General features: G+C 75.0%; 28 protein-coding genes and 2 tRNA genes. 22 read left to right on the plus strand and 8 right to left on the minus strand.

Going from position 1 to position 26,684, the window contains the following annotated elements:
- Window positions 1-60 precede the first annotated feature (60 nt).
- Both pgi and Cpa01nite_RS05485 read right to left on the minus strand, forming a co-directional pair.
- Window positions 61-1,743 carry a glucose-6-phosphate isomerase gene (pgi, locus tag Cpa01nite_RS05480; protein ID WP_203667744.1) on the minus strand — a complete coding sequence of 561 codons (1,683 nt, stop codon included), beginning with the start codon at window positions 1,741-1,743 and terminating at the stop codon, window positions 61-63.
- Window positions 1,744-1,833: 90 nt separating this feature from the next.
- Window positions 1,834-2,880 (minus strand): LLM class flavin-dependent oxidoreductase, encoded by a 1,047-nt coding sequence (locus tag Cpa01nite_RS05485; RefSeq protein WP_203667745.1) that lies wholly within the window; start codon window positions 2,878-2,880, stop codon window positions 1,834-1,836.
- Between the two features lie 141 nt (window positions 2,881-3,021).
- Between Cpa01nite_RS05485 and Cpa01nite_RS05490 the strand changes: the two genes are divergently transcribed.
- The 11 genes from Cpa01nite_RS05490 to Cpa01nite_RS05540 all read left to right on the plus strand — a co-directional run bounded on the left by Cpa01nite_RS05490 (window position 3,022) and on the right by Cpa01nite_RS05540 (window position 13,627).
- Entirely contained in the window at window positions 3,022-4,209 is a 1,188-nt protein-coding gene (locus Cpa01nite_RS05490; RefSeq protein ID WP_203667746.1) for an ROK family transcriptional regulator, read from the plus strand.
- Window positions 4,210-4,312: 103 nt separating this feature from the next.
- Window positions 4,313-5,608: an extracellular solute-binding protein gene (locus Cpa01nite_RS05495; RefSeq protein WP_203667747.1), complete on the plus strand. Its 1,296-nt coding sequence runs from the start codon at window positions 4,313-4,315 to the stop codon at window positions 5,606-5,608.
- Window positions 5,609-5,679: 71 nt separating this feature from the next.
- A complete protein-coding gene (locus tag Cpa01nite_RS05500; protein ID WP_203667748.1) occupies window positions 5,680-6,645 on the plus strand; it encodes a carbohydrate ABC transporter permease in 966 nt (321 codons plus the stop codon).
- The gene (locus tag Cpa01nite_RS05505) at window positions 6,642-7,607 is read left to right on the plus strand and encodes a carbohydrate ABC transporter permease (RefSeq protein WP_203667749.1); all 966 of its coding nucleotides are present in this window, start codon (window positions 6,642-6,644) and stop codon (window positions 7,605-7,607) included. The genes Cpa01nite_RS05500 and Cpa01nite_RS05505 overlap by 4 nt, the downstream gene beginning before the upstream one ends.
- Window position 7,608: 1 nt before the next feature.
- Window positions 7,609-8,679 (plus strand): ROK family protein, encoded by a 1,071-nt coding sequence (locus Cpa01nite_RS05510; RefSeq protein WP_239068550.1) that lies wholly within the window; start codon window positions 7,609-7,611, stop codon window positions 8,677-8,679.
- A complete protein-coding gene (gene nagB / locus Cpa01nite_RS05515; protein WP_203667750.1) occupies window positions 8,679-9,473 on the plus strand; it encodes a glucosamine-6-phosphate deaminase in 795 nt (264 codons plus the stop codon). The genes Cpa01nite_RS05510 and nagB overlap by 1 nt, the downstream gene beginning before the upstream one ends.
- Window positions 9,474-9,544: 71 nt before the next feature.
- Entirely contained in the window at window positions 9,545-9,883 is a 339-nt protein-coding gene (locus tag Cpa01nite_RS05520) for a DUF2200 domain-containing protein (RefSeq protein WP_275406210.1), read from the plus strand.
- A gap of 154 nt (window positions 9,884-10,037) precedes the next feature.
- Complete coding sequence (locus Cpa01nite_RS05525; protein WP_203667752.1) at window positions 10,038-10,937, plus strand: type IV toxin-antitoxin system AbiEi family antitoxin; 900 nt, start codon at window positions 10,038-10,040, stop codon at window positions 10,935-10,937.
- A gap of 171 nt (window positions 10,938-11,108) precedes the next feature.
- Window positions 11,109-11,492, plus strand: a complete 384-nt coding sequence (locus Cpa01nite_RS05530; protein ID WP_203667753.1) for a DUF3039 domain-containing protein — start codon at window positions 11,109-11,111, stop codon at window positions 11,490-11,492.
- Entirely contained in the window at window positions 11,489-13,294 is a 1,806-nt protein-coding gene (locus Cpa01nite_RS05535) for a DEAD/DEAH box helicase (protein ID WP_203667754.1), read from the plus strand. The genes Cpa01nite_RS05530 and Cpa01nite_RS05535 overlap by 4 nt, the downstream gene beginning before the upstream one ends.
- Window positions 13,295-13,471: 177 nt before the next feature.
- A complete protein-coding gene (locus Cpa01nite_RS05540) occupies window positions 13,472-13,627 on the plus strand; it encodes a hypothetical protein (protein ID WP_168217007.1) in 156 nt (51 codons plus the stop codon).
- A gap of 74 nt (window positions 13,628-13,701) precedes the next feature.
- On the opposite strand, the gene Cpa01nite_RS05545 is transcribed toward Cpa01nite_RS05540, so the two are convergent.
- Window positions 13,702-15,027 (minus strand): nicotinate phosphoribosyltransferase, encoded by a 1,326-nt coding sequence (locus tag Cpa01nite_RS05545; RefSeq protein WP_203667755.1) that lies wholly within the window; start codon window positions 15,025-15,027, stop codon window positions 13,702-13,704.
- Window positions 15,028-15,123: 96 nt separating this feature from the next.
- On the opposite strand from Cpa01nite_RS05545, the gene clpS reads away from it, so the two are divergent.
- The 7 genes from clpS to Cpa01nite_RS05580 all read left to right on the plus strand — a co-directional run bounded on the left by clpS (window position 15,124) and on the right by Cpa01nite_RS05580 (window position 21,144).
- Window positions 15,124-15,411 (plus strand): ATP-dependent Clp protease adapter ClpS, encoded by a 288-nt coding sequence (clpS, locus tag Cpa01nite_RS05550; protein WP_239068552.1) that lies wholly within the window; start codon window positions 15,124-15,126, stop codon window positions 15,409-15,411.
- Complete coding sequence (locus Cpa01nite_RS05555; protein WP_203667756.1) at window positions 15,412-16,164, plus strand: DUF2017 family protein; 753 nt, start codon at window positions 15,412-15,414, stop codon at window positions 16,162-16,164.
- Between the two features lie 10 nt (window positions 16,165-16,174).
- Entirely contained in the window at window positions 16,175-16,990 is an 816-nt protein-coding gene (murI, locus tag Cpa01nite_RS05560; protein WP_203667757.1) for a glutamate racemase, read from the plus strand.
- 211 nt (window positions 16,991-17,201) lie between these two features.
- A complete protein-coding gene (locus tag Cpa01nite_RS05565; RefSeq protein ID WP_203667758.1) occupies window positions 17,202-18,005 on the plus strand; it encodes an MBL fold metallo-hydrolase in 804 nt (267 codons plus the stop codon).
- A 61-nt stretch (window positions 18,006-18,066) separates the two neighbouring features.
- On the plus strand, window positions 18,067-18,906 hold the full coding sequence (gene rph / locus Cpa01nite_RS05570) for a ribonuclease PH (RefSeq protein ID WP_203667759.1): 840 nt from the start codon (window positions 18,067-18,069) through the stop codon (window positions 18,904-18,906).
- A complete protein-coding gene (gene rdgB, locus Cpa01nite_RS05575) occupies window positions 18,903-19,535 on the plus strand; it encodes an RdgB/HAM1 family non-canonical purine NTP pyrophosphatase (protein ID WP_203667760.1) in 633 nt (210 codons plus the stop codon). Before rph ends, rdgB begins: the two co-directional genes overlap by 4 nt.
- On the plus strand, window positions 19,528-21,144 hold the full coding sequence (locus tag Cpa01nite_RS05580) for an ABC-F family ATP-binding cassette domain-containing protein (protein WP_203667761.1): 1,617 nt from the start codon (window positions 19,528-19,530) through the stop codon (window positions 21,142-21,144). The genes rdgB and Cpa01nite_RS05580 overlap by 8 nt, the downstream gene beginning before the upstream one ends.
- Before the next feature lie 96 nt (window positions 21,145-21,240).
- Here the strand turns inward: Cpa01nite_RS05580 and Cpa01nite_RS05585 are convergent, their stop codons facing one another.
- Both Cpa01nite_RS05585 and Cpa01nite_RS05590 read right to left on the minus strand, forming a co-directional pair.
- Window positions 21,241-21,963 (minus strand): Pr6Pr family membrane protein, encoded by a 723-nt coding sequence (locus tag Cpa01nite_RS05585; RefSeq protein WP_239068553.1) that lies wholly within the window; start codon window positions 21,961-21,963, stop codon window positions 21,241-21,243.
- 10 nt (window positions 21,964-21,973) lie between these two features.
- A complete protein-coding gene (locus tag Cpa01nite_RS05590; protein ID WP_203667762.1) occupies window positions 21,974-22,528 on the minus strand; it encodes an NUDIX hydrolase family protein in 555 nt (184 codons plus the stop codon).
- A 204-nt stretch (window positions 22,529-22,732) separates the two neighbouring features.
- Between Cpa01nite_RS05590 and trxA the strand changes: the two genes are divergently transcribed.
- Window positions 22,733-23,104, plus strand: coding sequence for a thioredoxin (trxA, locus tag Cpa01nite_RS05595; protein ID WP_203667763.1), 372 nt, complete (start codon window positions 22,733-22,735; stop codon window positions 23,102-23,104).
- 119 nt (window positions 23,105-23,223) lie between these two features.
- Here the strand turns inward: trxA and Cpa01nite_RS05600 are convergent, their stop codons facing one another.
- From Cpa01nite_RS05600 to bcp, 3 genes are all read right to left on the minus strand, one after another.
- Complete coding sequence (locus tag Cpa01nite_RS05600; protein ID WP_239068554.1) at window positions 23,224-24,903, minus strand: methyl-accepting chemotaxis protein; 1,680 nt, start codon at window positions 24,901-24,903, stop codon at window positions 23,224-23,226.
- A gap of 170 nt (window positions 24,904-25,073) precedes the next feature.
- Window positions 25,074-25,156: transfer RNA gene (locus Cpa01nite_RS05605), tRNA-Leu, on the minus strand.
- 41 nt (window positions 25,157-25,197) lie between these two features.
- Complete coding sequence (gene bcp, locus Cpa01nite_RS05610) at window positions 25,198-25,665, minus strand: thioredoxin-dependent thiol peroxidase (RefSeq protein ID WP_203667764.1); 468 nt, start codon at window positions 25,663-25,665, stop codon at window positions 25,198-25,200.
- A gap of 113 nt (window positions 25,666-25,778) precedes the next feature.
- On the opposite strand from bcp, the gene Cpa01nite_RS05615 reads away from it, so the two are divergent.
- The 3 genes from Cpa01nite_RS05615 (at window position 25,779) to Cpa01nite_RS05625 (ending at window position 26,624) form a co-directional block, all read left to right on the plus strand.
- On the plus strand, window positions 25,779-26,075 hold the full coding sequence (locus Cpa01nite_RS05615; RefSeq protein ID WP_203667849.1) for a GroES family chaperonin: 297 nt from the start codon (window positions 25,779-25,781) through the stop codon (window positions 26,073-26,075).
- 113 nt (window positions 26,076-26,188) lie between these two features.
- Complete coding sequence (locus Cpa01nite_RS05620) at window positions 26,189-26,473, plus strand: hypothetical protein (protein ID WP_203667765.1); 285 nt, start codon at window positions 26,189-26,191, stop codon at window positions 26,471-26,473.
- 78 nt (window positions 26,474-26,551) lie between these two features.
- Window positions 26,552-26,624: transfer RNA gene (locus Cpa01nite_RS05625), tRNA-Lys, on the plus strand.
- The last annotated feature ends 60 nt before the right edge of the window (window positions 26,625-26,684 follow it).

The raw sequence follows: 26,684 nt of genomic DNA on the forward strand, positions 1-26,684 counted from the left end.
GGACGGGCCCGCCCCGACGCGTGGTCGGAGCGGGCCCGTCGGCGCGTGCGCGGCCGGGGGTCAGCCCTGGCGCAGCTCCAGGTAGCGCGCGATCAGCGAGCGGGTCGACGGGTCCTGGCCCTCGAGCGCGCCCGCGTCGCCCTCGACCGCCGGGGCGATCTCGAGCGCGAGCTTCTTGCCCAGCTCGACGCCCCACTGGTCGAACGAGTCGATGCCCCACACGACGCCCTCGACGAACGTGATGTGCTCGTAGAGCGCGATGAGCTGGCCCAGCACCGACGGCGTGAGCGCGGGCGCGAGGATCGACGTCGTCGGGCGGTTCCCCGGGAACACCCGCGCCGGGACGATGTCCTCGGCGGTGCCCTCGGCGCGGACCTCGTCGGCGGTCTTGCCGAACGCCAGGGCCTTGGTCTGCGCGAAGAAGTTCGCCAGGAACAGCGCGTGCACGTCGGTGTCGCCGTCCTTCAGCGGGTGCGCCGGGTTGGCGACCGCGATGAAGTCCGCCGGGATCAGCCGGGTGCCCTGGTGGATCAGCTGGTAGAACGCGTGCTGGCCGTTGGTGCCGGGCTCGCCCCAGAACACCTCGCCGGTCTCGGTCGTCACCGGCGTGCCGTCCCAGCGGACCGACTTGCCGTTCGACTCCATGGTCAGCTGCTGCAGGTACGCCGGGAACCGGTGCAGGTACTGGGCGTACGGCAGGACGGCGTGCGTGTGCGCGTCCAGGAAGTTGACGTACCAGACGTTGAGCAGCCCCATCAGCACCGGCACGTTCTGCTCGAACGGCGTGGTGCGGACGTGCTCGTCGACGGCGTGGAAGCCCTCGAGCAGCTCGCCGAACGCGTCCGGGCCGATCGCGATCGCGAGCGAGGTGCCGATCGCCGAGTCGACCGAGTAGCGGCCGCCGACCCAGTCCCAGAAGCCGAACGCGTTCTCCGGGTCGATGCCGAACGCCGCGACCTTGTCCAGCGCCGTCGACACCGCGACGAAGTGCTTGGCGACCGCGCCGGTGCGGGCCTCCTCGGTGTCCTCGATCGCGCCGGCGGCGACGAGCTCCCGCCACAGCCAGTCGCGGGCGAGGCGCGCGTTGGTCAGGGTCTCGAGCGTGCCGAACGTCTTGGACGCGACGATGAACAGCGTCGTCGTCGGGTCGAGGTCCTTGGTCTTCTCGGCGATGTCGGTCGGGTCGATGTTCGACACGAACCGCACCTCGAGGCCGTCCTGCACGTACGGCTTGAGCGCCTCGTACGCCATGACCGGCCCGAGGTCCGAGCCGCCGATGCCGATGTTGACGACGGTCGCGACGCGCTCGCCCGTGACGCCGGTCCACTCGCCGGAGCGCACCTTCTCCGCGAACGCGGCGACCTTGGCGAGCACCTCCTGCACGTCGGCGTCGACGTCCTGGCCGTCCACGACCAGCGGCGGCTCGGCGTCGGCCGGGCGGCGCAGCGCGGTGTGCAGCACGGCGCGGTCCTCGGTGACGTTGATGTGCTCGCCGGCGAACATCGCGTCGAGGCGGGTCTTGAGGTCGACCTGCTCGGCCAGCGCGACCAGCAGGGCCAGCGTCTCGTCGGTGACCAGGTTCTTCGACAGGTCGACGGTGAGGTCGGCGAGCTGCCGGGTCAGGCGCGTCGCCCGCTCGGGGTCGGCCGCGAACCAGCCGCGCAGGTCGGGGTCGAACGCCTCCTCGTGGGCGGTCAGGGCGGTCCAGGCGCCGGTGGTGGTGGCGTCGACGGGTGCAGTCACGGCGAGTCCCTCTCGGAAGCAGATCGAACGGTCACACCGTATCGAGGTCGCCGGGGTGGGGGCGCGGGACGTGCGGCCCGGCCGATCCGCTCAGCCCAGCGCCTCGCGGACCAGCGGGGCCACGCGGGTGCCGAGCAGCTCAATCGCGCGCATCGACTCCCGCTGGGGGACGCCGCTGAGGTCCATCTGGAAGATCTGCCGGTCGTGGCCGAGCACCGCGTGCAGCGCGACGATGCGCTCGGCGACCTCCTCCGGCGACCCGACGAAGTAGGCCCCGCCCTTCGCCGCCTGGGACTCGAACGCGATCCGGTTCGGGATGGCGAACCCGCGCTCGGCGGCGATCCGGCGCATCGAGTCCAGCCAGTACGGGAAGAAGAACTCGCGCGCCTGCTCGGCGTCGTCGGCGACGAACCCCATGCCCGCGACCTCGACCCGGCGGGTCGCGGCGTCGTGGCCGGCCCCCTCGTGCGCCGCGCGGTACAGCCGGACGAGCGGGGCGAAGTCCGCGGGCCGGCCGCCGATGATCGCGTAGGACACCGGGAGGCCGAGGCGGCCCGCGCGGTCGGACGACGCCGGGTTGCCGCCAGTGGCCACCGCGATCCGCAGGTGCTCGCCGAGCCCGGGCTTGTCGAGCGGGCGGGGCAGCACCTCCGCGGCGTGCAGCGGCGCGCGGAACCGGCCCGACCAGGTCACCGGGTTGCCCCGGTCGATCCGCAGCAGCAGCCGGATCTTCTCCTCGAACAGGTCGTCGTAGTCGTCGAGCGAGGCGCCGAACAGCGGGTACGACTCGATGAACGAGCCGCGCCCCGCCAGCAGCTCGACCCGGCCGCCGGACAGCAGGTCCATCGTCGCGAACTGCTGGTACAGCCGGACGGGGTCCTCGGTCGACAGCACGGTCACGGCGCTGCCGACGCGGATCCGCTCGGTCTGCGCGAGCGCGGCGGCGATGACGGTCGCGGGGGAGGAGATCGCGTAGTCGGGGCGGTGGTGCTCGCCGATGCCGACGTGGTCGAGCCCGACCTGCTCGGCCAGGCGCACGCGCTCCAGCACGTCGCGCAGCCGCTGCGCGGGGGAGGTGACGGCGCCGGTCACCGGGTCGGGGTGGACGTCGCCGAACGTGTACAGACCGAGCTCCATGCCCGGTGCAGCGCCGGGCGGGGGTGCGGCATTCCCGGCCGCCGGGGCCGTATGTCACGCCGGTGAACGCCCGGTCACGATGTGGTCACGGTCACACGAACACCTTGACGGTCGATTAGTAAGGAAGGTGTACTAACAAACATGACGACGACGACGCCGTCCGCAGCTCCCGCTCACCGCGGAGTGGGGCGGACGCTGCGACCCACGGGCAAGGTGCTCCCGGAGCACGCCCGGGCGCACAACCGGTCGCTCGTCCTGCAGGCCCTGTTCCACCAGGGGCCGTCGTCCCGCGCTGACCTCGCGCGCAGCACCGGCCTGACCCGGGTGACCGTCTCGGACCTCGTGTCCGTGCTCATCTCGGAGGGCCTGGTCGCCGAGCTCGGCGTCCGCCCCGAGGGCCGGGTCGGCAAGCCCGCGACGCTCGTCGGGATGCGGACCGAGGAGTTCCAGGTCGTCGCCGTCGACCTCGCCGACGACGCCAGCCTGCGCGGCGCGGTGATGACGCTGACGGGCGCGGTGGTCGCCCGCCGCACGGTGTCGCTCGACGGCCGGACCGGGGACGCCGCGGTCGGCGTGCTCGAGGACCTGTGCCGCGAGCTGCTCGCCGCCGCGGACCGCCCGGTCGTCGGGGTCGGCATCGGGTCGCCCGGCGTGATCGACGCGTCGGGGGTGGTCGTGCAGGCGCCGAACCGCGGCTGGTACGACCTGCCCCTGGCCGACCTGCTGGCCGAGCGGCTCGGCGTACCGGTGCAGGTCGCCAACGACGCCAACACGCACGCGCTGGGGGAGTACACCTACGGCGGCGCGACCGGGGCGGGTCTCATGGTCGTCACCGTCGGGCAGGGCCTCGGCGCCGGGATCGTGCTGGACGGCGCGCTGGTCCGCGGTCGCGCGCACGCCGCCGGCGAGATCGGGCACGTCACCGTCGTCGACGACCGCGACGTGCGCGCCGGCGACCCCGAGCCCCGGCCGTGCGCGTGCGGGCGCGCCGGCTGCCTGGAGACCCTGCTCTCCCTGCCCGCGCTGCGCCGCGCCACCGCCGGCCGCACCCCCCAGGAGTCCGACGCGGTGCTCGCGTCGGTCGGACGGAAGCTGGGCGTCGCCCTGGCTCCCGTCGTCAGTGCCCTCAACCTCGCCGAGGTCCTGCTCTCGGGTCCCCCGGAGCTGCTGGACGGAGCCCTCAGGGTCGAGGCGCTCGCCACGCTCCGGGCCCGGACCCTGCCCCTGCTGGGGCAGGACCTCGTGCTGCGGATGGGTTCGCTGGACGAGGACGGGGCGCTGTCCGGCGCCGCGGCCCTCGTGCTGTCCGGTCAGCTCGGGGTCACGTGACGACCCCGAGCCGACCGCCTGCAGTGCCGGTACCACCACCCCCGGCGGGGCTTGCAGGCCCCGCCTCGCATCAGGGAGGAACACCAACGTGAAGATCGTACGGATGGCAGCCGTCGGTGTGGCGGCGGCGCTCGTGCTGACCGCCTGCTCGTCGGGAGACGACGGCGGCTCGACCGGGTCCGACGGCACCCCCGAGGCCGCGGAGATCACCCTGTGGCTCAACGGCGCCGACACGCCCGAGGAGCTGCGCGACTACCTCAAGACGACCTTCGAGGAGGAGAACCCGGGGTCGACCCTCGTGATCGAGGAGCAGACCTGGGACGACGTCGTCACCAAGCTGACGACCGCGCTGCCCGACGCGGAGAACACGCCCGACGTGGTGGAGATCGGCAACACGCAGTCGCCGACGTTCACCACCATCGGCGCGTTCCGCGACCTCACCCCGCTGTACGACGAGCTGGGCGGCGACGACCTGCTGCCGTCGTTCGTCGAGGTCGGCATGTCGGAGGGCAAGAACTACGCGCTGCCGTACTACTTCGGCTCGCGCTACATGTTCTACCGCCCGGACATCTGGACCGCCGCGGGCCTGGAGAAGCCGACGACGCTCGCCGAGTTCGGCGAGTCGGTGACGGCGCTCAATGACGGGACCCGGTCGGGCTTCGCGATCGGCGGTCAGGACTGGCGCAACGGCATCTCCTGGGTGTTCGCGAACGGCGGCGAGCTCGCCGTCGAGGAGGACGGCGCCTGGACCTCCACGCTGTCCGACCCGAACACGGTCAAGGGGCTCGAGGAGTGGCAGGCCGTCTACCAGGGCGCGTCCAACGTGCCGGCCACCGAGCGCGACGTGGCGTACTGGGATTTCCTCAACGACTCCGCCGAGGGCGGTGCCCCGGCCGCCGCGACGATCATGGCGCCGGGCTGGGCCCGCTGGTCGATCGGCGACCTCACGACGAACGACGACGGCGAGGAGGTCCGCGACGGCATGGCCGACGAGTCGAAGTTCGACATCTTCGCCCTGCCCGGCGTGGACGGCGGCATCGCACCGGTGTTCGCGGGCGGCTCGAACGTCGCCATCTCGGCGCAGTCCCAGCACCCGGAGCTGTCCGAGAACCTGCTGCGGATCATCTTCTCGTCCGAGTACCAGCAGATGCTGGGCGAGAACGGCCTCGGCCCGGCGAACGCGCAGTACGTCGACTCGCTCGGCGACGACAAGTTCGCGCAGACGATGATCGAGACCGCCGCGGCCTCCAAGCTCACCCCGGCCGCGCCGGGCTGGGCGGCCGTCGAGGCGGCGTTCGTCTACGAGGAGCTGTTCCAGGCGATCGCCGAGGGCGGCGACGTGACCGAGCTCGCCGCGCAGTACGACGAGCGCATCACGCCGATGCTCAACGGCCAGTGACGCCGTCCCGGCCGCGGGGCGCGAGCCCCGCGGCCGGGCCCGTCCGGTCGTCGCCCGTCAGGAGAGGTCTCATGTCCACCACCGCGGCCCGCCCGGCGCCGGCCACCCCGCCCGCGCCGTCGCCGTCCCCGCCCCCCGCCGCCCGCCGCCGCCGGCGGTTCAGCCCCACCGCGTACGTGCTGCTGATCCCCGCCGTGCTGGTCCTGCTCGCCGGCATGGGCTACCCGCTCTACTGGCAGATCGTCACGTCGCTGCAGGAGTTCGGCCTGGCGCAGCAGTTCGGCCAGCCGCCGACCTTCGTCGGGCTCGACAACTACGCGCGGATCTTCAGCGACGACCGGATGTGGGCCGTCGTCGTCCGCTCGGTGGTCTTCTGCCTGGTCAACGCGTTCGCCACCGTCGGCATCGGGACGCTGCTCGCGCTGCTGATGAAGGCCGTGCACCCGGTCGTCCGGGTCGTGCTGCAGGTGTCGCTGCTGCTCGCCTGGGCCATGCCGCTCGTCGCCGCGGTGACCGTCTGGAAGTGGCTGTTCGACTGGCGCACCGGCGTCATCAACTGGCTCCTGGTCCAGATGGGCTTCGACCAGTACAGCGGGCACACCTGGCTCGCCCAGCCGCTGTCGTTCTTCTTCGTCGCCACCGTGATCATCGTCTGGATGTCCGTGCCGTTCGTCGCGCTGTCGATGTACGCCGCGCTGACCCAGGTGTCCGACGAGGTGCTCGAGGCCGCCCGCATCGACGGCGCCGGCCCCGCCCGCATCCTCTGGCACGTCACGCTGCCGCTGGTCCGCCCCGTGCTGTCCATCGTCCTGCTGCTGCAGATCATCTGGGACCTGCGGGTGTTCGCCCAGATCAAGCTGCTGCAGGACGGCGGCGCCCCCGTCGGCGAGACCAACCTGCTCGGCAACTTCATCTACGAGATCGGCATCGGGCGGCAGGACTTCGCCGGCGCCGCGGCCGTCTCGATCTTCGTGCTCGCGCTCACCGTGCTGCTGAGCTGGCCCTACGTCCGGAACCTGCTGAAGGAGGACCGATGAGCGCCGCGTCCGCCCCGTCCGCTCCGTCCGCCGCCTCCGCCCCCGTCGCCGCGCCGCCCGCCCGGGCCGGGACGCCCGCGGTGCCGACGCCGGCCGGCCCCCGCCGGGGCACGCCCGGGGGCCGCACGGGTCGGCGGGTGCGCCGCGCGCTGCTCGGGCTGCTCGCGGTCGTCGTCGCCGTCGTGTGGGCGTTCCCCGTCTACTGGATGGTGCTGTCGTCGCTGCTGCCGAGCGCGCGGCTGCGGGCCTCCACGCCGACGTTCCTGCCCACCGGCACGACGCTCGGCAACTTCCGGTCCGTGCTGGACGGCGCGGGCTTCGGGTCCGCGCTGCGGATGAGCCTGGCGATCACCGGAGTCACCGTCGTCGCGGTGCTGGTCTTCGCGTTCCTCGCGGCGCTGGCGATCAGCCGGTTCCGGTTCCGCGGGCGGCTGACCTTCGTCGTCGCCGTGCTGTTCGTCCAGATGCTGCCGGCCGAGGGCCTGTTCATCGCGCAGTACAAGATGCTGTCGTCGACCAACCTGCTCAACAGCGTCGTCGGCGTCTCGATCCTCTACACCGCGGCGGTCGTGCCGTTCACGATCTGGATGCTGCGCGGGTTCGTCGCCGGCGTGCCGATCGAGCTCGAGGAGGCCGCGATGGTCGACGGGCTCAGCCGGGTGCAGGCGTTCCTGCGGATCACGTTCCCGCTGCTCGCGCCGGGGCTCGTGGCCTCGGGCGTGTACGCGTTCCTGCAGGCCTGGAACGAGTTCACCGTCGCGCTCGTCGCCCTGCCCGCCGAGTCCGCCCGCACGCTGCCGCTGTGGCTGCGGTCGTTCCTCGCGTCGTCCGCGAACCGCGGCGTCGACTGGGGCGAGGTCATGGCCGCGTCCACCCTGATCGCCGTGCCGGTCATCGTGTTCTTCCTGCTGGTGCAGGGCAGGATGACGTCGGGGCTGGTGTCCGGAGCGGTGAAGGGCTGACGTGGACGAGCTGATCACCTGGCCGCGCGGCGCGTCCGCGGGGCCGGAGGGGGCCGGCGTGCCGGCACCGGCGGGGGTCGTCGGGGGGCTCGCCGCCGAGGCCACCACAGGGATCGCCACCGAGGCCGCCGAGGCCGCCGCGGGCGACCCGGGCGGCTGGTCCGTCGGGCTCGACGTCGGCGGCACCAAGACGCTCGGCGTGCTGGTCGGGCCGGACGGCGCGCTCGGGCCCCGTGTGCGGCTCGCCGCGCGGCCCGGGGGAGCGGGCGTCGCCGGGACCGCCGCGGAGGCCGTGCGCGCGCTCGTCGCCGAGGCCGGGCTGGCGCCGGGCGCCCTGGCCGGCGTCGGCATCGGGCTGCCCGGGATCGTCGACCCGGTGGCGGGCCGCGTCGAGCACGCGGTGAACCTCGGGATCGAGGTCGCCGTGCCCCTGGCCGCCGACGTGTCCGCTGCGCTCGGCGGCGTGCCCGTCCGGCTGGAGAACGACCTCAACGTGGCCGCGCTCGGCGCCGCCCACCTGCTGCCCGACCCGGCGCCGGACCTCGCGTTCCTCGCGCTCGGCACCGGGCTGGCCGCGGGACTGGTGCTGGACGGCCGGCTGCGCCGCGGGGCGTCGGGGGTGGCCGGCGAGATCGGCCACCTGGTGCACGTGCCCGGCGGGCTGCCGTGCCCGTGCGGGCAGCGCGGCTGCCTCGAGCAGTACGCGTCCGGCGGCGCCCTGTCGGCGGCGTGGCCCGGGCCAGGCGACCGCCCGGCGCCCGTGGCCCTGTTCGCGGCGGCCGACTCCGGGGATGCTGGTGCCGTGGCGGTGCGCGACCGGTTCGCCGGGGCCGTGGCCGCCGCCGTCCGCGTGCTGCTGCTCACGACCGACGTGGCGCACGTCGTCGTGGGCGGCGGCGTCAGCGAGCTCGGCGACCCGCTGCTGCGGGTGGTGCGCGCCCGCCTGGACGACGAGGCCCGGGACTCCGCGTTCCTGGCCGCGATGCACATGGCGGAGCGGGTGACGCTCGCACCGCGCGGAGTCCCGGTGGGCGCCGTGGGCGCCGCGCTGGTCGGACGGAAGGAGTCCTGATGGAGGTCGTCATCGCCCCGGGCGCCGAGCTCGCGCGACTGGCCGCCGACGCGATCGAGCGGGTCGTGCGCGGGCGCGCGGCGGACGGCGGGCGCGCGGTGCTGGGCATCGCCACCGGGTCCAGCCCCCTGGCCGTCTACGACGAGCTCGCGCGCCGGCACGCGGAGGAGGGCCTGTCGTTCGCCGGGGTGCGGGCGTTCATGCTCGACGAGTACGTCGGGCTGCCCGCCGACCACCCCGAGCGGTACCGGAACGTCGTCGAGAAGGAGTTCGCGTCCCGCGTCGACATCGACCCGGCCGACGTGCACGGGCCGGACGGCCTCGCGGCGGACATCCCGGCGGCGTGCGCGGCGTACGAGGCGGCGATCGCGGACGCCGGCGGCGTGGACGTGCAGATCCTCGGCGTCGGCACCGACGGGCACATCGCGTTCAACGAGCCCGGGTCGTCGCTGGCGTCCCGGACCCGGATCAAGACGCTCACCCGGCAGACCCGCGAGGACAACGCGCGGTTCTTCGGCGGCGACGTGTCCCAGGTCCCGACGCACTGCCTGACCCAGGGGCTGGCGACGATCATGTCCGCGCGGCACGTGGTCCTGCTCGCGAGCGGGAAGCACAAGGCCGAGGCCGTGCACCAGCTCGCCGAGGGCGCGGTCAGCGCGATGTGGCCGGGCACGGTCCTGCAGCACCACCCGCACGCGACGGTCCTGGTCGACGAGGCCGCGGCGAGCCGGCTGCAGCTGGCGTCGTACTACCGCGAGACGTTCGCGGCCAAGCCGGGCTGGCAGGGGATCTGAGCGTGGCCGGGTCGGGGGCGTCGGCGGCGCCAGGGGCGTCGGGGGCGTCGGGGGCGTCGGGAGGGCACCGGATCTTCGGGACGCCGTTCGCGGCGATCCACCCGCACTACGTGACGAAGGTCGAGCGCAAGGGCCGCGACGTCGCGGAGCTCGGCGAGGTCCTGGAGTGGCTCACCGGGTACGACGGGCCGGGGATCGAGGCGGCGCTGGCGGACGAGCGCACGCTGGCGGAGTTCTTCGAGCGCGCCCCGCGGATGAACCCGGACGCGGCCCTGATCCGGGGAGTGGTCTGCGGCGTCCGGGTCGAGGAGATCGAGGACCCGCTCATGCAGCAGATCCGCTGGATGGACAAGCTGGTCGACGAGCTGGCCCGCGGCAAGCGCCTGGCGACCATCCTCCGCACCCCGTAGCGGCGCCGGCCGGCCGAGCGCGAGGTCGGCGGTTCCGCCCGAGGTCGTCGGTTGCGCACCCCGTCGGATGGACACAACCGACGACTTCGGCGCCGGCCGTCCACAGATGTCCGCAGACCCCGCCGTCGCCGGCCGGCGCGCGGGATCGTGGAGGATGGTCGACTCCCTGGGCACCGACGTGCTGCTCGTTCGTGACGTCCCGACGACCGCCGGGCGGCTGCGCCGGCGGCGCGACCTCGAGCGGGTGCGGCGGGGCGCCTACGTCGAGCGAGGAGAGTCGCTGGGGCCTGCGCGGGACCGGCGTCGGATCGCACTCGCGCGGATCCACGCGGTCCACCGGCAGACGTCGGGGGAGCGGTGGTTCAGCCACGAGTCCGCTGCGCTGCTCTGGGGGTGCGACACCGTCGGGCTGTCCGGCCTGACGCACCTCATCCAGCCGAGCCGCCCGCGGAGCCGGGGCGGCGATCCCGTCGTGCGGCATCACGGAGACCTCCCCGCGGAGCACCGGGCGGAGGTGTCCGGACTGCCGGTGACGACGCTCGCTCGCACCGTGGTCGACTGCGCGGCGTCGCTGTCGCCCGATCGCGGGATCGTGATCGCCGACTCGGCGCTGCGGGCGGGGGCTGACCGGGACGCGCTCGACACCACTCTGGCCACCCGATCAGGTGCTCGCGGCATCGTCCGGGCGAGAGAGGTGATCGAGCTCGCGGACGGGCGCGCGCAGTCGCCGGGCGAGACGCTGGTGCGCTGGGCGCTCCACTCGGGAGGCCTGCCCCGGCCGGACCTGCAGGTGGAGGTGGTCACTCGCCGCGGCCGGTTCTTCCTCGACCTGGGCTGGACCGCGCTCGGGGTCGCGGTCGAGTTCGACGGCTTCGTCAAGTACTCGGGCGCGTTCGGGGGCACGGCGCCCGAGGTCGTGTTCGCCGAGAAGCAGCGGCAGGACGCGCTGGAGGACGAGGGCTGGCGGATCCTGCGCGTCACCTGGGACGACCTCCGCGCGCCCGACCGCCTCGTGGCGCGCGTCTCCCGAGCCCTCTCACGCGCGTCGCGCTGACGAAGTCGACGGTTCCGCCCGAGGTCGGCAGTTGCGCCACGCATCAGCTGGACGGAACCGACGACCTCGACGGCCGCGAGCCGCGGGCCGCGGGCCGCGGGCCGGTCGGAGCGGCGGAGGTCACCCAGCCGAGGCCGGGGGGCGTCGGAGGGGCCGCGTACAGTTGTCACCATGAGTGAGCCCCTGCCGCCGAGCACCGAGCCGGACCGTCTCTCGGACCCCAGCACCGGCGCCGGGACCGGGCTCCTGGAGCGCCCCGAGGAGCAGCTGGCCGAGCCCGGCGACCACGAGCGATTCGCGCACTACGTGCGCAAGGAGAAGATCATGGAGTCGGCGATGTCCGGCAAGCCCGTGGTCGCGCTCTGCGGGAAGGTCTGGGTGCCGGGCCGCGACCCGAACAAGTTCCCGGTCTGCCCGGTGTGCAAGGAGATCTACGAGGGCCTCCGCGAGCCGCAGGACGGCGGCGACGGGGACTCCGGCAAGGGCTCCGGCGGCGGCCGCCGCTGGGGCTTCGGGCGCGGCAAGGGGTCGGGCGACTCCTCCGGCGGCCAGTGAGCGCCGCGGACCGCCCCGCCTCCGCACCCAGCACGCACGCCTCGCCGTCGGCAGCATCGCAGCTGCCCCCGGCGTTCCCTGCGCGTGCGCCCTGGGGGACGGCGGGCAAGCTGCGCGCCTGGCAGGCCGAGGCGCTCGAGCAGTACCTGACGACCGAGCCGCGGGACTTCCTCGCCGTCGCGACGCCGGGCGCGGGCAAGACGACGTTCGCGCTGCGCATCGCCACCGAGCTGCTGCAGGCCGGCGTCGTGCGCCGGGTGACCGTCGTCGCGCCCACCGAGCACCTCAAGCACCAGTGGGCCGACGCGGCGGCGCGGGTCGGCATCAAGCTCGACCCGAACTTCAAGAACTCCCAGGGCCGGCACGGCCACGGGTTCGACGGCGTGGCGCTGACCTACGCCGGCGTGGCGTCCAAGCCCGCGCTGCACGCCGCCCGGACGACCGCCGCCCGCACGCTGGTGATCCTCGACGAGGTGCACCACGGCGGTGACGCGCTCTCCTGGGGCGACGCCGTGCACGAGGCGTTCGAGGGCGCGACGCGCCGGCTGTCGCTGACCGGCACGCCGTTCCGCAGCGACACCGCCCAGATCCCGTTCGTCGAGTACGAGCGCGGCGTCGACGGCATCCGCCGCAGCAAGGCCGACTACACCTACGGGTACTCCGAGGCGCTGCGCGACCACGTCGTCCGCCCCGTGCTGTTCCTCACGTACTCCGGCTCCATGCGCTGGCGCACCAAGGCCGGCGACGAGGTCAGCGCCCGGCTCGGCGAGCCGCTGACCAAGGACATGACGGCGCAGGCGTGGCGGACGGCGCTCAACCCGGACGGCGAGTGGATCCCGTCCGTGATCGCCGCGGCCGACCGCCGGCTGACGGAGGTCCGCCGCACCGTGCCGGACGCCGGCGCCATGATCATCGCGACGGACCAGACGGACGCCCGCGCGTACGCCGGGCACATCGCGCGGCTCACCGGGAAGTCACCGACGGTCGTGCTGTCGGACGACGACGGCGCGAGCGCCCGGATCGACGAGTTCTCGGCGTCCGACGAACGCTGGCTGGTCGCCGTCCGCATGGTGTCCGAGGGCGTCGACGTCCCGCGACTCGCCGTCGGCGTGTACGCCACGAGCACCTCGACGCCGCTGTTCTTCGCGCAGGCGATCGGCCGGTTCGTGCGCGCCCGCAAGCGCGGCGAGACGGCGTCGGTGTTCCTGCCGAGCGTCGCCCCGCTGCTCGCGCTGGCCAACAGCATGGAGGTCGAGCGGGACCACGCCCTCGACCGGCCGCTGACGGCGGAGGAGCAGGGCGAGGGCTACAACCCCGAGGACGCGCTGGTCGCGCAGGCGAACCGCGCCGAGAAGGGGTCGGACGCGCTGCAGGGCACGTTCGAGGCGCTCGAGGCGCAGGCGTCGTTCGACCGCGTGCTGTTCGACGGCGGCGAGTTCGGCACCGGCGCGGACGTCGGCTCGGACGAGGAGCTCGACTTCCTCGGCCTGCCCGGCCTGCTCGACCCCGACCAGGTGACGACCCTGCTGCGCCAGCGCCAGGCGAGCCAGCAGAGCGCCAAGCGGTCGAAGGCCCAGCCGGTCGAGGACCGCGCCGAGATGGACCACCGCAAGCAGGCCGAGCTGCGCAAGGAGCTGGCCCAGCTCGTCGGCGCCTGGTCGCGCAAGAGCGGCCAGCCGCACGGCGCGGTGCACACCGAGCTGCGCCGCCGCTGCGGGGGTCCGGAGGTCGCCCTGGCGGACCCGAAGCAGCTCGAGGCACGCGTGGCGATGCTGCGCGGCTGGTTCGTCGGCAAGCGCTGACCGACGTCACACCCGGCGGGAAACCGCAGGTCAGCGGCCCGGACGTACCACCGGTCGTCCGTTCCGCAACCCGGGCGTTCGACGTGCCGAACCTCAGGATCGGTGCCATGGTCTTCCCCGTGACCAGCGCGTCCACCCCCCGGTGACGCGATGACGCAAGCGAAAGGGAGCCGTCAGATGCCCACGTGGCTGATCCTCATCATCATCGGTGCCGTCCTGCTGATCGTCGGCGTGGCCGTCGAGGCCGCGAAGATCCTCATCTGGATCGGTATCGCCGTGCTCGTCGTCAGCCTGATCCTCGGCCTGCTGCGCCGGGGCAAGGCCCGCGTCTAACGCACCGCACGACGCCCGACGGCGCCCGCGCACCCCTCGGGGAGCGCGGGCGCCGTCGTGTGCGGGGCCGAGGGTTAGACCGTGAGCGTCACCGTCGGGATCGCCGCCTCGTCCGCGGAGAGCCGCCGGGCGCCGCGGGGGAGCTCGTCCCGGGACGCCGCGTGCCGCGCCGCGGCGGCCGTCACGCCCTCGGCGCCGGTCCAGCCCGGGCAGACCTCACCGTCGATCACCAGCGGCACGACCAGCGCCCGCAGGTCGTCGGCGTCCGGCGTCCAGGCGCGCACCGCGGCGTCGTCGCCGCCGACCACGACCTCCTCGACGGCCCGGCCGTCGCCGTCCAGCCGGCGCGCGGCCGACTTGCGGCCGCCGACCGACCCCTTCGACGTCGACGCCTTCGCCACCGGGGCCAGCCGGCCGTCCGACCCCTCCCGGGCGACGAGCTTGTAGACCATGCCGCAGGTCGGCGCCCCGGAGCCGGTGACGAGCGAGGTGCCGACGCCGTACGTGTCGACCGGCGCCACGGCGAGCGACGCGATGGCGTACTCGTCCAGGTCCGAGGTGACGACGATCTTCGTGCCGTGCGCCCCGAGCCCGTCGAGCTGCGCCCGGACCTCCTGCGCGAGCACCCCGAGGTCGCCCGAGTCGAGCCGCACGGCGCCGAGCCCGGTGCCGGCCGCCGCGACCGCCCGCTCGACGCCGCGCCGGACGTCGTAGGTGTCGACCAGCAGCGTCGTGCCCGGCCCCGACGAGGCGACCTGCGCGGCGAAAGCGGCCTCCTCGTCGTCGTGCAGCAGCGTGAACGCGTGCGCGGCGGTGCCGATCGTCGGCAGCCCGTACCGGCGGCCGGCCTCCAGGTTCGAGGTCCCGGCGAACCCGGCGACGGCGGCGGCCCGCGCGGCGGCGACGGCGGCCTGCTCGTGCGCCCGGCGCGCGCCCATCTCCAGCACCGGCCGGCCGATCGCGGCGCTCGTCATGCGGGACGCGGCCGACGCGATCGCCGAGTCGTAGTTGAGGACCGACAGCACGACCGTCTCGAGCAGCACGGCCTCGGCGAACGTGCCCTCGACAGTCAGCACGGGGGAGTGCGGGAAGAACATCTCGCCCTCGGCGTACCCGCGCACCGAGCCCGTGAACCGGTAGGTCGACAGGTACTCCAGCGTGGCGTCGTCGACGACGCGCTCGCGGGCCAGCCAGTCGAGCTCCTCGGCGCCGAACCGGAAGTCGGCCAGCGCCTCCAGCACGCGCCCGGTGCCGGCGAGCACGCCGTACCGGCGGCCGTGGGGGAGGCGGCGCGTGAACACCTCGAAGACGCACCGGCGGTCGGCGGTCCCGTCGGCGAGGGCGCCCTGCAGCATGGTCAGCTCGTACCGGTCGGTCAGCAGCGCGGTGCTCGAGGTCATGGCCACACCGTATGCGGCGACCTGCGGCTGCGCGCCGCCGCGGCGCGAGGCCGGCGCGGGTCCGGGCCCGTCGCCGACGGCACCTACAGTGGTCGGGTGTCCGTGGAGACCGCACCCGAGGAGACGACCCGCGCCGACGGGGAGCTCGCCGACGCCTGGGTCACGATCGTGTGGAACGACCCCGTCAACCTCATGTCCTACGTCACCTACGTGTTCCGCTCGTACTTCGGGTACCCGCAGGCCACGGCGGAGAAGCTCATGCTCGAGGTGCACGAGGAGGGCCGGTCCGCGGTGTCGACGGGCAACCGTGAGCAGATGGAGGTGGACGTGCAGGCCATGCACTCGTTCGGTCTGTGGGCCACGCTGCAGCGGAGCGACGCCTAGGTGCGGGCGTTCCGGCGGGAGGGCGACCACCTGGTCGCGGAGGTGGACCCGGGCGAGCGCGAGGTGCTCGCGACGGTGGTCGCGGACGTGGCCGAGCTGCTCGGCGGCGGGCGGTTCGAGGACCGCGCGCGGGAGACCGGCAGCGCGCGGCCGCAGCCCGACGCGTCCGGCGGCCCCGACGACCCCGCCGCGCTCGCGATGCGGCTCCGGCTCGACCCGCTGCCCGCGCCCGACGACCCGGCCGTGCACCGGCTGCTGCCCGACGCGTCCCGCGACGACGCCGATGTCGCGGCGGAGTTCCGCCGGCTGACCGAGGACGACCTGCGGCAGCAGAAGATCGACCGGCTCGCGGTGCTGTTCGACGCGCTGACGGTCGAGGCGCTCGGCCACGGCGCACCGGGGGAGGAGCCCCCGGACGCCGCGGCGGCCGACGACGAGCCGCCCCGCCGGCGCCGCCGCGACCGCGGCCGGCACGAGGCCGTCGCCGTCGTCCGGGTCGCGAAGGACCGCGCCCCGGCGCTCGCGGCCACGCTCACCGACGTCCGGCTGGTGCTCGGCGAGCGGCTCGGCGTCACCGACGAGGAGGCGAGCGAGCGCCTGGAGCGGGACGTCGTCCACGGGCGCCCCGCGGACGCCGAGGGGCAGGCGCGGCAGTACCTGGGCTCGGTGTTCCTCGCGCTCGGCTGGTGGCAGGAGACCCTGATGGCGTGCCTGCTCGCCGACCTGCCGGGCGCGCTCGGCGCCCGGGACTAGGATCGGTGCCGTGAACGACGCACCCATCGGGATCTTCGACTCGGGGGTGGGTGGTCTCACCAACGCGCGGGCGATCATCGACCAGCTCCCGCACGAGTCGGTGCTCTACATCGGCGACACCCTCAACACCCCGTACGGCACCAAGCCGCTGGCGGCGGTCCGCGCGCACGCGCTCGAGGTGATGGACGACCTGGTCGACGCCGGCGTGAAGATGCTGGTCATCGCCTGCAACACCGCGTCGTCCGCCGTGCTGCGCGACGCCCGGGAGCGGTACACGCTGCGCCGCGGCCTGCCGGTGGTCGAGGTGATCCTGCCCGCCGCGCGCCGCGCCGTCGCCGCGACCCGGACCGGGAAGATCGGCGTGATCGCCACCGCGTCGACCGTGCAGTCGCGGTCGTACGAGGACGCCTTCGCCGTGGCGCCCGGCGTGCACGTGACGACGCAGGCGTGCCCGCGGTTCGTGGAGTTCGTCGAGGCGGGCGTCACGTCCGGACCGGAGCTGCTGAGCGTCGCCGAGGAGTACCTGCACCCGGTCAAGGAGGCGGGTGTCGACACCCTCGTGCTGGGCTGCACGCACTACCCGCTGCTCACCGGCGTCATCTCGTACGTCATGGGCGAGGACGTGACCCTGGTGTCGTCCGCCGAGGAGACCGCCAAGGACGTGTACCGCCAGCTGGTGGCGCACGACCTGGAGCGCGACCCGGCCGCCGGGCCGCCGGAGCACCGGTTCCTCGCGACCGGCGACCCGGACTCGTTCGCGACGCTGGCCCGGCGGTTCCTGGGGCCCGAGGTGCGGCACGTGGAGGCGCGCGGCGCGCTGCGCTGACGGCGCCCGGGGCCGGGTGGATCCACCGGCGCCGACGCGCCCCGGCGGGTCCGTCCCGGTGGATCCACCGACGCCCGCGCCGCCGCGTGACGAGCGACACGTCACGCCCGGGACCGACCGCCGCCCGGCGCGGCGCCCCGCACGGCATCATGGCTCCCTGGGCCGCCGGCGGACGTCGGTGCGCCGACACGCATGCGGAAGGGGCCCGCGGATGAGGCTCGTGGTCGTCGGCAGCGCCGGCTCGTTCCCCGGCCCCGACTCGGCGGCGTCGTGCTACCTGGTGCAGGCCGAGGGCCCGGACGGCGCCGGCGGCACCCGCACCTGGAACGTCCTGCTCGACCTCGGCAACGGCGCGCTCGGCCCGCTGCAGCGGCACCTGGCCCCGGCCGACCTGGACGCGGTCGCGATCAGCCACCTGCACGCCGACCACGTCGCCGACGTCGTGGTGCTGGGCGTGATGCTCCGCTACGACCCGCGGGGCGCCCGCCCGACGCCGCTGCCGCTGCACGGCCCCGAGGGCGTGCGCGAGCGCCTGGCGCAGCTGTCCGGGCACGACCCCGCGACGAGCACGGCCGACCACCTCGCGCTGGGCACGTGGCGCGCGGGGGAGCCCGTCACCGTCGGGCCGCTGACCATCGAGCCCGTGCCGGTCGAGCACCCGGTGCCCGCGTTCGGCTTCCGGGTCACCGGGCCGTCCGAGACCGACCCGGCCCGCACGGTGACGCTCGCGTACACCGGCGACACCGACGACTGCCCGGGCCTCGACGCGCTCGCCGCCGACGCGGACCTGCTGCTCGCCGAGGCGGCGTACCTGGAGACGACCCCGGACGCCCCGCGCGGCGTGCACCTGACCGCCCGGCGCGCGGCGCAGGCGGCGCAGCGCAACGGCTCCCGGCGGCTGCTGCTCACCCACCTGGTGGCGTGGAACGACCCGGCGGAGAGCCTCGCCGAGGCCGCCGCCGCGTACGACGGGCCGCTCGACCTGGCCCGGCCCGGGACGGTCGTCGCGCTCTGACGCCCCGCGGCCGGGTCGTGGCCGTTCCGCCGCGCCCGGGCGGTGTCGTTACCCTCGGGGGATGACCTCCGACGCCGTCCCCGCCTCCGCCGTGCCCGCCGCCGGCCGCACCAGCACCCCCCGCGGCGACGGCCGCGCCGCCGACGAGCTCCGCCCGATCGCGATCACCCGCCGCTACCTGGACGCGGGCGAGGGCAGCGTGCTGGTCGAGTTCGGCGGCACCAAGGTGCTGTGCGTGGCGTCGTTCACGGCCGGCGTGCCGCGCTGGCGCAAGGGCTCCGGCGAGGGCTGGGTGACCGCCGAGTACGCGATGCTGCCCCGCGCCACGAGCTCGCGCTCCGACCGCGAGTCCGTCCGCGGCAAGGTCGGCGGCCGCACGCACGAGATCTCCCGGCTGATCGGCCGGTCGCTGCGCGCGATCATCGACGTCGCCGCGCTCGGCGAGAACACGATCGTGCTCGACTGCGACGTCCTGCAGGCCGACGGCGGCACCCGCACCGCCTCCGTCACCGGCGCCTACGTGGCGCTCGCGGACGCCGTCGCGTGGGGCATCGCCCAGGGCGCGGTCGACGGCCGCAAGGTCGTGCTCCGCGACTCGGTGGCGGCGGTCAGCGTCGGCGTCGTCGGCGGGCGCCCGGTGCTCGACCTGCCCTACGAGGAGGACGTGCGCGCGGACACCGACATGAACGTCGTCGTCACCGGCTCGGGCAGCTTCGTCGAGGTGCAGGGCACCGCGGAGCACGCGCCGTTCGACCGCGCGGAGCTCGACTCGCTGCTCGACCTGGCCCTCGTCGGCACGTCCGAGCTCGCGCGCGTGCAGCGCGAGGTGCTGGCCCTGCCCGCGGGCGAGACCGTGACGGTGCGCGGCGGTGCGGCGGCGGGCGCGGCGGTGACCGCGTGACCGGCCCGGCCCGCCTGGTCCTCGCCACCCACAACGCGCACAAGCTCGGCGAGCTGCGCGCGATCCTGGTGCCCGCGCTGCCCGGCCTCGACCCGGACTCGGTGGTCGGCGCCCGCGACGTCGGCGCGCCCGAGCCCGTCGAGGACGGCGTCACGTTCGCGGAGAACGCGCTGATCAAGGCCCGCGCCCTCGCGAAGCACACGGGCCTGCCCGCGGTCGCGGACGACTCCGGGCTGTCGGTCGACGTGCTCGGCGGTGCGCCCGGCATCTTCTCGGCGCGGTGGTCGGGCCGGCACGGCGACGACCGCGCCAACCTCGACCTGCTCCTGGCGCAGCTGTCCGACATCGCCCCCGAGCACCGGGCGGCGCGGTTCACCTGCGCCGCCGCGCTGGTCACCCCGGACGGCGAGGAGCACGTCGAGCTCGGCCACCTCGTCGGCACCCTCGCCACCGCGCCGCGCGGCGAGCACGGGTTCGGGTACGACCCGGTCCTGGTCCCGGCGGGCGGCGACCTCACCTGCGCCGAGCTGACCCCGGACGAGAAGAACCGCATCTCGCACCGCGGGCAGGCGTTCCGCGCGCTGGTGCCCGCCGTCGTCGCCGTGCTCGCCCGGGAGCCGCGTGCCTGACGTCCACCTGGTCGCGGACGGCCTCACCTTCGGGTACCCGGGGCGGCCGGTCCTCGACGGCGTCGGGGTGTCCGCGTCCGCGGGCGACCGGGTCGGGGTCGTCGGCGAGAACGGCGCGGGCAAGACGACCCTGCTCCGGCTGCTCGCGGGCGACCTCGCGCCCACCGCCGGCGAGGTCCGGCGGTCGGGGTCGGTGTCGGTCGTGCAGCAGGAGCTCGACGTGGCGCCCGGGTCGACGATCGGCGACCTGGTCCGCCGCACCGCGACCCACGTGCGCGCGGCGGCGGCCCGGCTGGACGAGGTCGTCGCCGGCTTCGACCACGAGGGCGGCGACCTCGCGGCGCTGAGCGACGCCATCGCGGCGGTCGACCGGCTCGCGGCGTGGGACGTCGACCGCCGGGTGGACGAGGCGCTGACCCGGTTCGGCGCGCCGCGCGACCACGCCCGGCGGCTCGACACGCTCAGCGTGGGGGAGGCGTACCGCGCGCGGCTCGCGTGCCACGTGGCGGAGCGGGCGGACGTCCTGCTGCTGGACGAGCCGACGAACCACCTGGACGTCGGCGGCATCGAGTACCTGACCGCGCAGCTGCAGGAGTGGCCGGGCGTCGTCGTCATCGTCACGCACGACCGGCGCCTGCTGGACGACGTGATGACGGCCATCCTCGACCTCGACCCGTCGATGGACGGCCGGCCGGTGCTCTACGGGGCGACCCGGTACGCCACCTACCGGTTCCAGAAGGACCAGGCGCTGCGCCGGTGGCGCGCCCGGTACGCCCAGGAGCGCAAGCGCGCGGCGAAGCTCGCGCAGCGGCTCGACGAGTCCTACGAGGGGCTGTCCGACGAGTGGCGGCCGCCGAAGGGCTCGCAGAAGCACCGCCGCGGCACCCGCGCGCGGATCCACGTGAAGGCGGCCGACCGGCTGGTGCAGAAGCTCGAGGCCGAGGCCGTCGAGGTGCCGGTGCCGCCGCCCGCGCTGGCGTTCCCCGACCTGCCGAGCATCCCCGCCGGGTACGCGGGCGGGCCGCTGCTCGAGCTGCGCGCGCCGCGGGTCGAGGGCCGGCTGGACCTGCCGGGCGTGCGGGTCGAGCTGCCGCCGGCGGGCCGCCTGCTGGTGACGGGCGCGAACGGCGCGGGCAAGTCGACGCTGCTGGCGGCGCTCGCCGGGCGGACGCCGCTGGACCGGGGCCACCGCTCGGTCGCGCCCGGCGTGCGCCTGGGCGTGCTGGTGCAGGACGACGACAGCCCGGCGCGGCTCCGGACCACGGGGTTCGAGGCGGCCGCGCGGCGTGCGCTCGACCTGCTGTCGTCGGGGGCGCTGGACCCCGCGCACGTGCTGCCGGTCGCGGCCCTCGGGCTGCTCGAGGAGGAGGACCTGGACCGGCCGCTCGGCGAGCTGTCGGTGGGGCAGCGGCGGCGGTTCGAGCTCGCGGCCGCGCTGGTCGCGGCGCCGCACGTGCTGCTCCTGGACGAGCCGACGAACCACCTGTCGATCGCGCTGGTCGACGAGCTCACGGAGGCGCTGCGGCTGACGTCCGCGGCGGTCGTCGTGGCGACGCACGACCGCGCGATGCGGGCGGACCTGGCGGACTGGCCGTCGTTCGAGCTGTAGCTGCGGCCCCGGCACGTGCCCGCGCGTGCGGTGCCGTGCGCCGAGACCCACTGATTCCGCCGAGTCACCCGGTCGCGGGCGTGGGTCTCGGCCGGATCAGTGGGTCTCGGCGGCCGACGCCCCGGGCGCGGCCGGGCCGGCGTCCGCCGTCGGGGCCGGGGTGGCCGGCAGGACGCGCTCCACGCCGCGCACCACGACCGCCAGCGCCAGGAACCCGGCCGCCACCAGGGCCGTGTTGCGGGCGGCCGTCGCCGTGCCCAGCGCGGCAACGTCGAGGAACGGGTACGGGTACCAACCCGTCGCCGCCCCACGGACGAACGTGTACCCGATCCAGACCACGGGGTAGAGCACGGACCACCCGACCGTCGACCACCGGAACCGCGGCCGCGGCCCGACCAGCAGCCACGCGACCCAGGCGCCGACGGGCGTCACGGTGTGCAGCAGCAGGTTCGCTGCCTCGCCGCTGGGCGTCAGCGCCAGCCCCTCGCCGGCGAGCACCGCGTGGTAGACCACCCCGGTGACGGCGATGCACAACAGGGCGTCGAGCTGCAGGACCGCCATGACGCGGCCGGAGCGCCCCGGGCGCACGGCGAGCAGCGCCGACGCGAGCAGGACCAGGACGTTCGACTGGATCGTGAAGTAGGAGAGCAGGCGGACGAGGCGCTCGGTCGTGGTGCCGGCGTCGCCGGGGCCCTCGGTGAACACCCGGGACAGCTCCAGCCCGATGCCGGTCGCGGCGGCCAGCGCCACCAGCGCGTGCAGCCCGCGCGCGGCCACGAGCAGCGCGCCGCGCGTCCGCACGCCGGCCTCCGCGGTCACGGCCCCGCCCTCAGGGCATCCGGCCGACGTGCGCCATCGCCTGGCGCAGCAGCAGGCCCTGACCGCCGTTCATCTCGACCTGCACCTGCTCGCTGCACGCCTCCTCGGGCGTCAGCCAGGCCAGGTCGAGCGCGTCCTGCTGCGGCCGGCAGTCGCCGGTCACGGGCACGACGTACGCGAGGGACACCGCGTGCTGGCGCGGGTCGTGGTACGGCGTCACGCCCGGCGTCGGGAAGTACTCCGCGACGGTGAACGGCTGCGGGGTGGGCGGCACCTGCGGCAGCGCCACCGGGCCCAGGTCCTTCTCGATGTGCCGGAGCAGCGCGTCGCGCACCCGCTCGTGGTACATCACGCGGCCGGAGACGAGCGCGCGGGACATCACGCCCTCGGGCGTGACCCGCAGCAGCAGGCCGACCCCGACCACGTCGCCGGAGTCGTCGACCCGCACGGGGACGGCGTCGACGTAGAGCAGGGGGAGCGAGCGGCGCGCCGCCGCGATGCCCTCGGGGCTCAGCCACCCGGAGGGGCGCTCGGGCTCGCGGGGCAGGTCAGCCGTGTCGGTCACCTCGCAGTTGTACCCCGGGCCGGGGTGGCGGTGCAGCCCGACGCGCGGTGGCGGGCCGCGGTCACCCGGCGGTCCCGGGCGGCGCACCCCCGCGGCCCCGGGCGGCGCACCCCCGGCTCCGGGCGGCGCACCCGCGCGGCCGCGGGAATACTGGGCGGGGTCCGGGCGCTCTACTGGCGTCACATCGACAACAGGAGGCGACTGATGGCAACGACCGAGCTGACGGCCGACACCATCCAGAAGACCATCACCGAGAACGACATCGTGCTCGTGGACTTCTGGGCGGACTGGTGCGGGCCGTGCAAGCGCTTCGGACCGATCTTCGAGCAGTCGTCGGAGAACCACACCGACGTCGTGCACGCGAAGGTCGACACCGAGGCCGAGCAGCAGCTGGCGGCCGAGCTGCAGATCACGTCGATCCCGACCCTGATGGCCTTCCGCGAGGGCATCCTGGTGTTCAACCAGGCGGGCGCCCTCCCGGCCCCGGCCCTCGAGCAGGTGGTCGACGCGGTCAAGGCGCTGGACATGGACGACGTCCGCGCGCAGATCGCCGCGGCCGGGGCGGCGCAGAGCTGACCCGAGCGCACGCAGGACCGGCGACGCCCCCGCACGCGAGCAGCGTGCGGGGGCGTCGTGCGTCCGGGGCCGGGCGCCGGCCGCGGGTCGGCGTGCCTCTCGGCCCCGGACGCCGGCCGTCAGTGCCGGAACTGCGCCACGCGGGTCCGCAGGTCGTCCGCCATCCGTGCGAGCTCGGCGATCGACGTGCTCATCTCCCCCAGCACGGCGGTGCTGCCGGCGGTGGCGTCCGCGACGCCCGTGATGGTCGACGCGATCTCGCCCGAGCCGGTCGCCGCGTCGTGCACCGAGCGGGACATCTCCGAGGTGGTGGCCGTCTGCTCCTCGACCGCGGACGCGATCGTCGTCTGGTAGTCGTCGATCGTCGCGATGATCTGGCCGATCTCGGCGATCGCCGCGACGGCGCCCTCGGTGTCGCGCTGGATCGCCTCGACCCGGCGGGCGATGTCCTCCGTGGCGCGGGCCGTCTCGGACGCGAGCTCCTTCACCTCGCCGGCGACGACCGCGAACCCCTTGCCCGCCTCGCCGGCGCGGGCGGCCTCGATGGTGGCGTTGAGGGCGAGCAGGTTCGTCTGCTCCGCGATCGACGTGATGACCTTGACCACGTTGCCGATCTCGGCGGACGACGTGCCCAGCCTGGTCACCTGCGCGTTGGTCGTCGCGGCGGCCTCCGTCGCCCGCCCGGCGACCCGCGCCGCCTCCGCGGCGTTCTGCGCGATCTCGCGGATGGAGGCGCCCATCTGCTCGGCGCCGGCGGCGACCGTCTGCACGTCGTGGTTGACCTGGCCCGCGGCGGACGCGACGACCCCGGCCTGCTCGGAGGCCCGGTCCGACCCCTCGACGGCGCGCTGCGCCGACCCGTCGAGCCGGTCCGCCGCGTCGGCGACCGTGCGGGCGGTCGCCACGATGCCGGCGACGGTGTCCCGGAGAGCCGCGGTCGCGGTGTCGAGGGCGGCGGCGGTGCGGCCGATCTCGTCCCCGCCGGACACCTCGCTGCGGACCGTGAGGTCGCCGCCCGCCAGGGCCTGCGCGGCCGTGGCGACGCGGTCCAGCCGGCGGCTGAGCCGGCGCGCGACGACGATCCCGACGGCGGTGGGCGCGACGGCGGCGAGCACCAGCGCCACCAGGACCACGAGGGTGCTGCGATCGCCCGACGCCGCGGCGGCCGCCTGCGCGCGCTCCGCACGGCCGGCGTCGATCGCGATGAGCTCGTCGATGCGCTCGGTGGCCACGCGCGCCGAGGTGACTGCGCTGGCGTCGGGGCCGTCGAGGCCCTGGAACGTCGTCAGCGAGCGCTCGACGACGTCCGCGGCCGCGAGCTGGTCCTCGGTGAGTCCCGGCATCGCGAGGTAGTCGGCGAACCGGTCGAGGGTCGCCCGCGCGGCCTCGTCCCGGTCCTCGCCGAGCCCCTCGGCCTGGAACGGGTCGGTGTTCTCGAGCGCCTCCCGCTGCTTGTCGCCCAGCTCCTGGGCGGCGGCGAGCTGCGAGCGGACGTCGCTGGCCAGCGCCATCCCGGTGACGTACTCGTCGTACATGCGCTCGGTCGTGGCGGTGCTCGACCGCAGCGCCAGGACCGCGACCACCCCCAGCAGCAGCGTCATGGCCAGCCCGGCCGCGACCGTGAGGAGGATCTTCGCGGTGAAGCCCAGGCCGCGGCGGTGCCCGGGTGCCGGGGCGCCCGCCGTCGGTCCGGCAGCCGCTGCCTCCGGCGACGTGCGAGGCCGGGGCACCCCGCCGGCCGCCGTGCCCTCCGCGCGGGTCGCCCGCGTGCTCGCGGTCCGGTCGTCCGTGACGGTCATGCTCGGCCTCTCGTCGCACTCGCCGCAGCCGCCGTCGCCCGCGCGGGGCGCGTCACGCCCCGCTCTCACGGTCGAGCGTCGCGCCGGGAGGTTGAGGACAACGGCGGGGCGTCACACGGACGGGGACCGGCGGTCGCGCGTCCGGGTGACGGCGCGACGCCGGGCGACGGTGCGGGAGACGGGATTCGAACCCGCACGCCCTCTCGGGCACCAGGACCTAAACCTGGCGTGGCTGCCGTTACACCACTCCCGCGCTGCCCCGGGCGGCGGCCCGGGGGTCCTGCTGCGGCGTCGTCAGTCGATGCCGAGGTCCCGGCGCAGCTTCGCGACGTGACCCGTGGCCTTGACGTTGTACTGCGCGAGCCGCACGGCGCCCTCGGGGTCGAGCACGACCGTGGAGCGGATGACGCCGGTGACGGTCTTGCCGTAGAGCGACTTCTCGCCCCACGCGCCCCACGCGTCGAGCACCTGCTTGTCGGGGTCGGACACCAGGGGGAAGGTCAGCGCCTCCTCCTCGGCGAACGCGGCGAGCTTCTCCGGACCGTCGGGCGAGACCCCGACCACCGCGTAGCCGTGCGCCTGGAGCGAGGCCAGGTTGTCCCGGAAGTCGCACGCCTGCTTGGTGCAGCCGGGCGTGCCGGCGGCGGGGTAGAAGTACACGACGACGCCCCGGCCCCGCAGGTCGGACAGGGTCAGCGTGCCCCCGTCGGCGGTCGGCAGCGTGAAGTCCGGGGCGGTGTCGCCGACGGCGAGGCGGGGCATGGCGTCTCCTTGGTGCGGTGCGGGCGCCCGTCAGCGTACGACGGCCCGGCGGTACCGTCTGCCCCGTGACCGCACAGCGCCCCGAGAGCCCCCGCCCCGAGCTGCCGATCCGGATGCTCAACGACCGGCTGCTGGTGCAGCTGGACGCCGACGCGTCCGAGCGCCGGTCCACGGCCGGCATCGTGATCCCCGCGACGGCGGCCGTCGGCAAGCGGCTGACCTGGGGCGCGGTCGTCGCGGCGGGCCAGCACGTGCGGCAGGTCGCCGTGGGCGACCGGGTGCTGTTCGACCCCGACGATCGGGCCGAGGTCGAGCTCGAGGCGCAGACGTACCTGCTGCTCCGGGAGAAGGACGTGCACGCGGTCGCCGAGCCCCGGGACGGGGGGCAGGGCACCGGCCTCTACCTGTGAGGAAGCGCTTGCCGCGACCTCGTGAGCGGGGTGTTCGCCCTCGGCGTCACGTGTTGCGCGGCCGCTCGCGGCGGTGTTCCCATGAGCGCAGGAACGACCCGGGGGTGGCCGTGATGGATGACGAGACGCAGGCGGCCGTGCAGAGCGAGCGCGGAGCAGGGGACGACGCGACGGGCGTCGTCATGGACCTGCTGGCGGAGCACGTGCCGCTGACGCTGCTGGCCGACCTGGCCGTGGCGGAGCCGCGGTCCGCCGCGATCCTGGCGGCCGAGGGGCTGCCGGAGGACGCGTGGTGGGAGGGCGAGGACGACGAGGGCGAGGTCCCGGGACCGGGCCCGCGCGCCGAGGACGACGTGCCCGTCGACCCCGACGCGGCCGCGGACGTGCACCCGGCGTGACGTCCGCCACGTCGGGGCCCTGAGCGGGGGATCCGATTGGCATCCGGCGTCGCCGGGCTGCTAACGTTTCTCCTCGTTGCGCCATTAGCTCAATTGGCAGAGCAGCTGACTCTTAATCAGCGGGTTCGGGGTTCGAGTCCCTGATGGCGCACTTCGGGAGGCCCCCGACCAGCGGAGACGCGGTCGGGGGCCTTCGTCGTTCCCGCCCGCC

It is taken from the genome of Cellulomonas pakistanensis, assembly GCF_016862755.1.
Lineage (GTDB): Bacteria > Actinomycetota > Actinomycetes > Actinomycetales > Cellulomonadaceae > Cellulomonas > Cellulomonas pakistanensis.

Coding starts and splice junctions, on each gene's coding strand:
- Cpa01nite_RS05565 (WP_203667758.1), top strand. CDS start 17,202: ATGAGGCTCGTGGTCGTCGGCAGCGCCGGCTCGTTCCCCGGCCCCGAC.
- Cpa01nite_RS05600 (WP_239068554.1), bottom strand. CDS start 24,903: ATGACCGTCACGGACGACCGGACCGCGAGCACGCGGGCGACCCGCGCG.
- Cpa01nite_RS05615 (WP_203667849.1), top strand. CDS start 25,779: ATGCTCAACGACCGGCTGCTGGTGCAGCTGGACGCCGACGCGTCCGAG.
- Cpa01nite_RS05620 (WP_203667765.1), top strand. CDS start 26,189: ATGGATGACGAGACGCAGGCGGCCGTGCAGAGCGAGCGCGGAGCAGGG.
- Cpa01nite_RS05500 (WP_203667748.1), top strand. CDS start 5,680: ATGTCCACCACCGCGGCCCGCCCGGCGCCGGCCACCCCGCCCGCGCCG.
- rph (WP_203667759.1), top strand. CDS start 18,067: ATGACCTCCGACGCCGTCCCCGCCTCCGCCGTGCCCGCCGCCGGCCGC.
- Cpa01nite_RS05495 (WP_203667747.1), top strand. CDS start 4,313: ATGGCAGCCGTCGGTGTGGCGGCGGCGCTCGTGCTGACCGCCTGCTCG.
- trxA (WP_203667763.1), top strand. CDS start 22,733: ATGGCAACGACCGAGCTGACGGCCGACACCATCCAGAAGACCATCACC.
- Cpa01nite_RS05490 (WP_203667746.1), top strand. CDS start 3,022: ATGACGACGACGACGCCGTCCGCAGCTCCCGCTCACCGCGGAGTGGGG.
- Cpa01nite_RS05545 (WP_203667755.1), bottom strand. CDS start 15,027: ATGACCTCGAGCACCGCGCTGCTGACCGACCGGTACGAGCTGACCATG.
- Cpa01nite_RS05505 (WP_203667749.1), top strand. CDS start 6,642: ATGAGCGCCGCGTCCGCCCCGTCCGCTCCGTCCGCCGCCTCCGCCCCC.
- Cpa01nite_RS05485 (WP_203667745.1), bottom strand. CDS start 2,880: ATGGAGCTCGGTCTGTACACGTTCGGCGACGTCCACCCCGACCCGGTG.
- nagB (WP_203667750.1), top strand. CDS start 8,679: ATGGAGGTCGTCATCGCCCCGGGCGCCGAGCTCGCGCGACTGGCCGCC.
- bcp (WP_203667764.1), bottom strand. CDS start 25,665: ATGCCCCGCCTCGCCGTCGGCGACACCGCCCCGGACTTCACGCTGCCG.
- Cpa01nite_RS05525 (WP_203667752.1), top strand. CDS start 10,038: ATGGTCGACTCCCTGGGCACCGACGTGCTGCTCGTTCGTGACGTCCCG.
- Cpa01nite_RS05540 (WP_168217007.1), top strand. CDS start 13,472: ATGCCCACGTGGCTGATCCTCATCATCATCGGTGCCGTCCTGCTGATC.
- Cpa01nite_RS05530 (WP_203667753.1), top strand. CDS start 11,109: ATGAGTGAGCCCCTGCCGCCGAGCACCGAGCCGGACCGTCTCTCGGAC.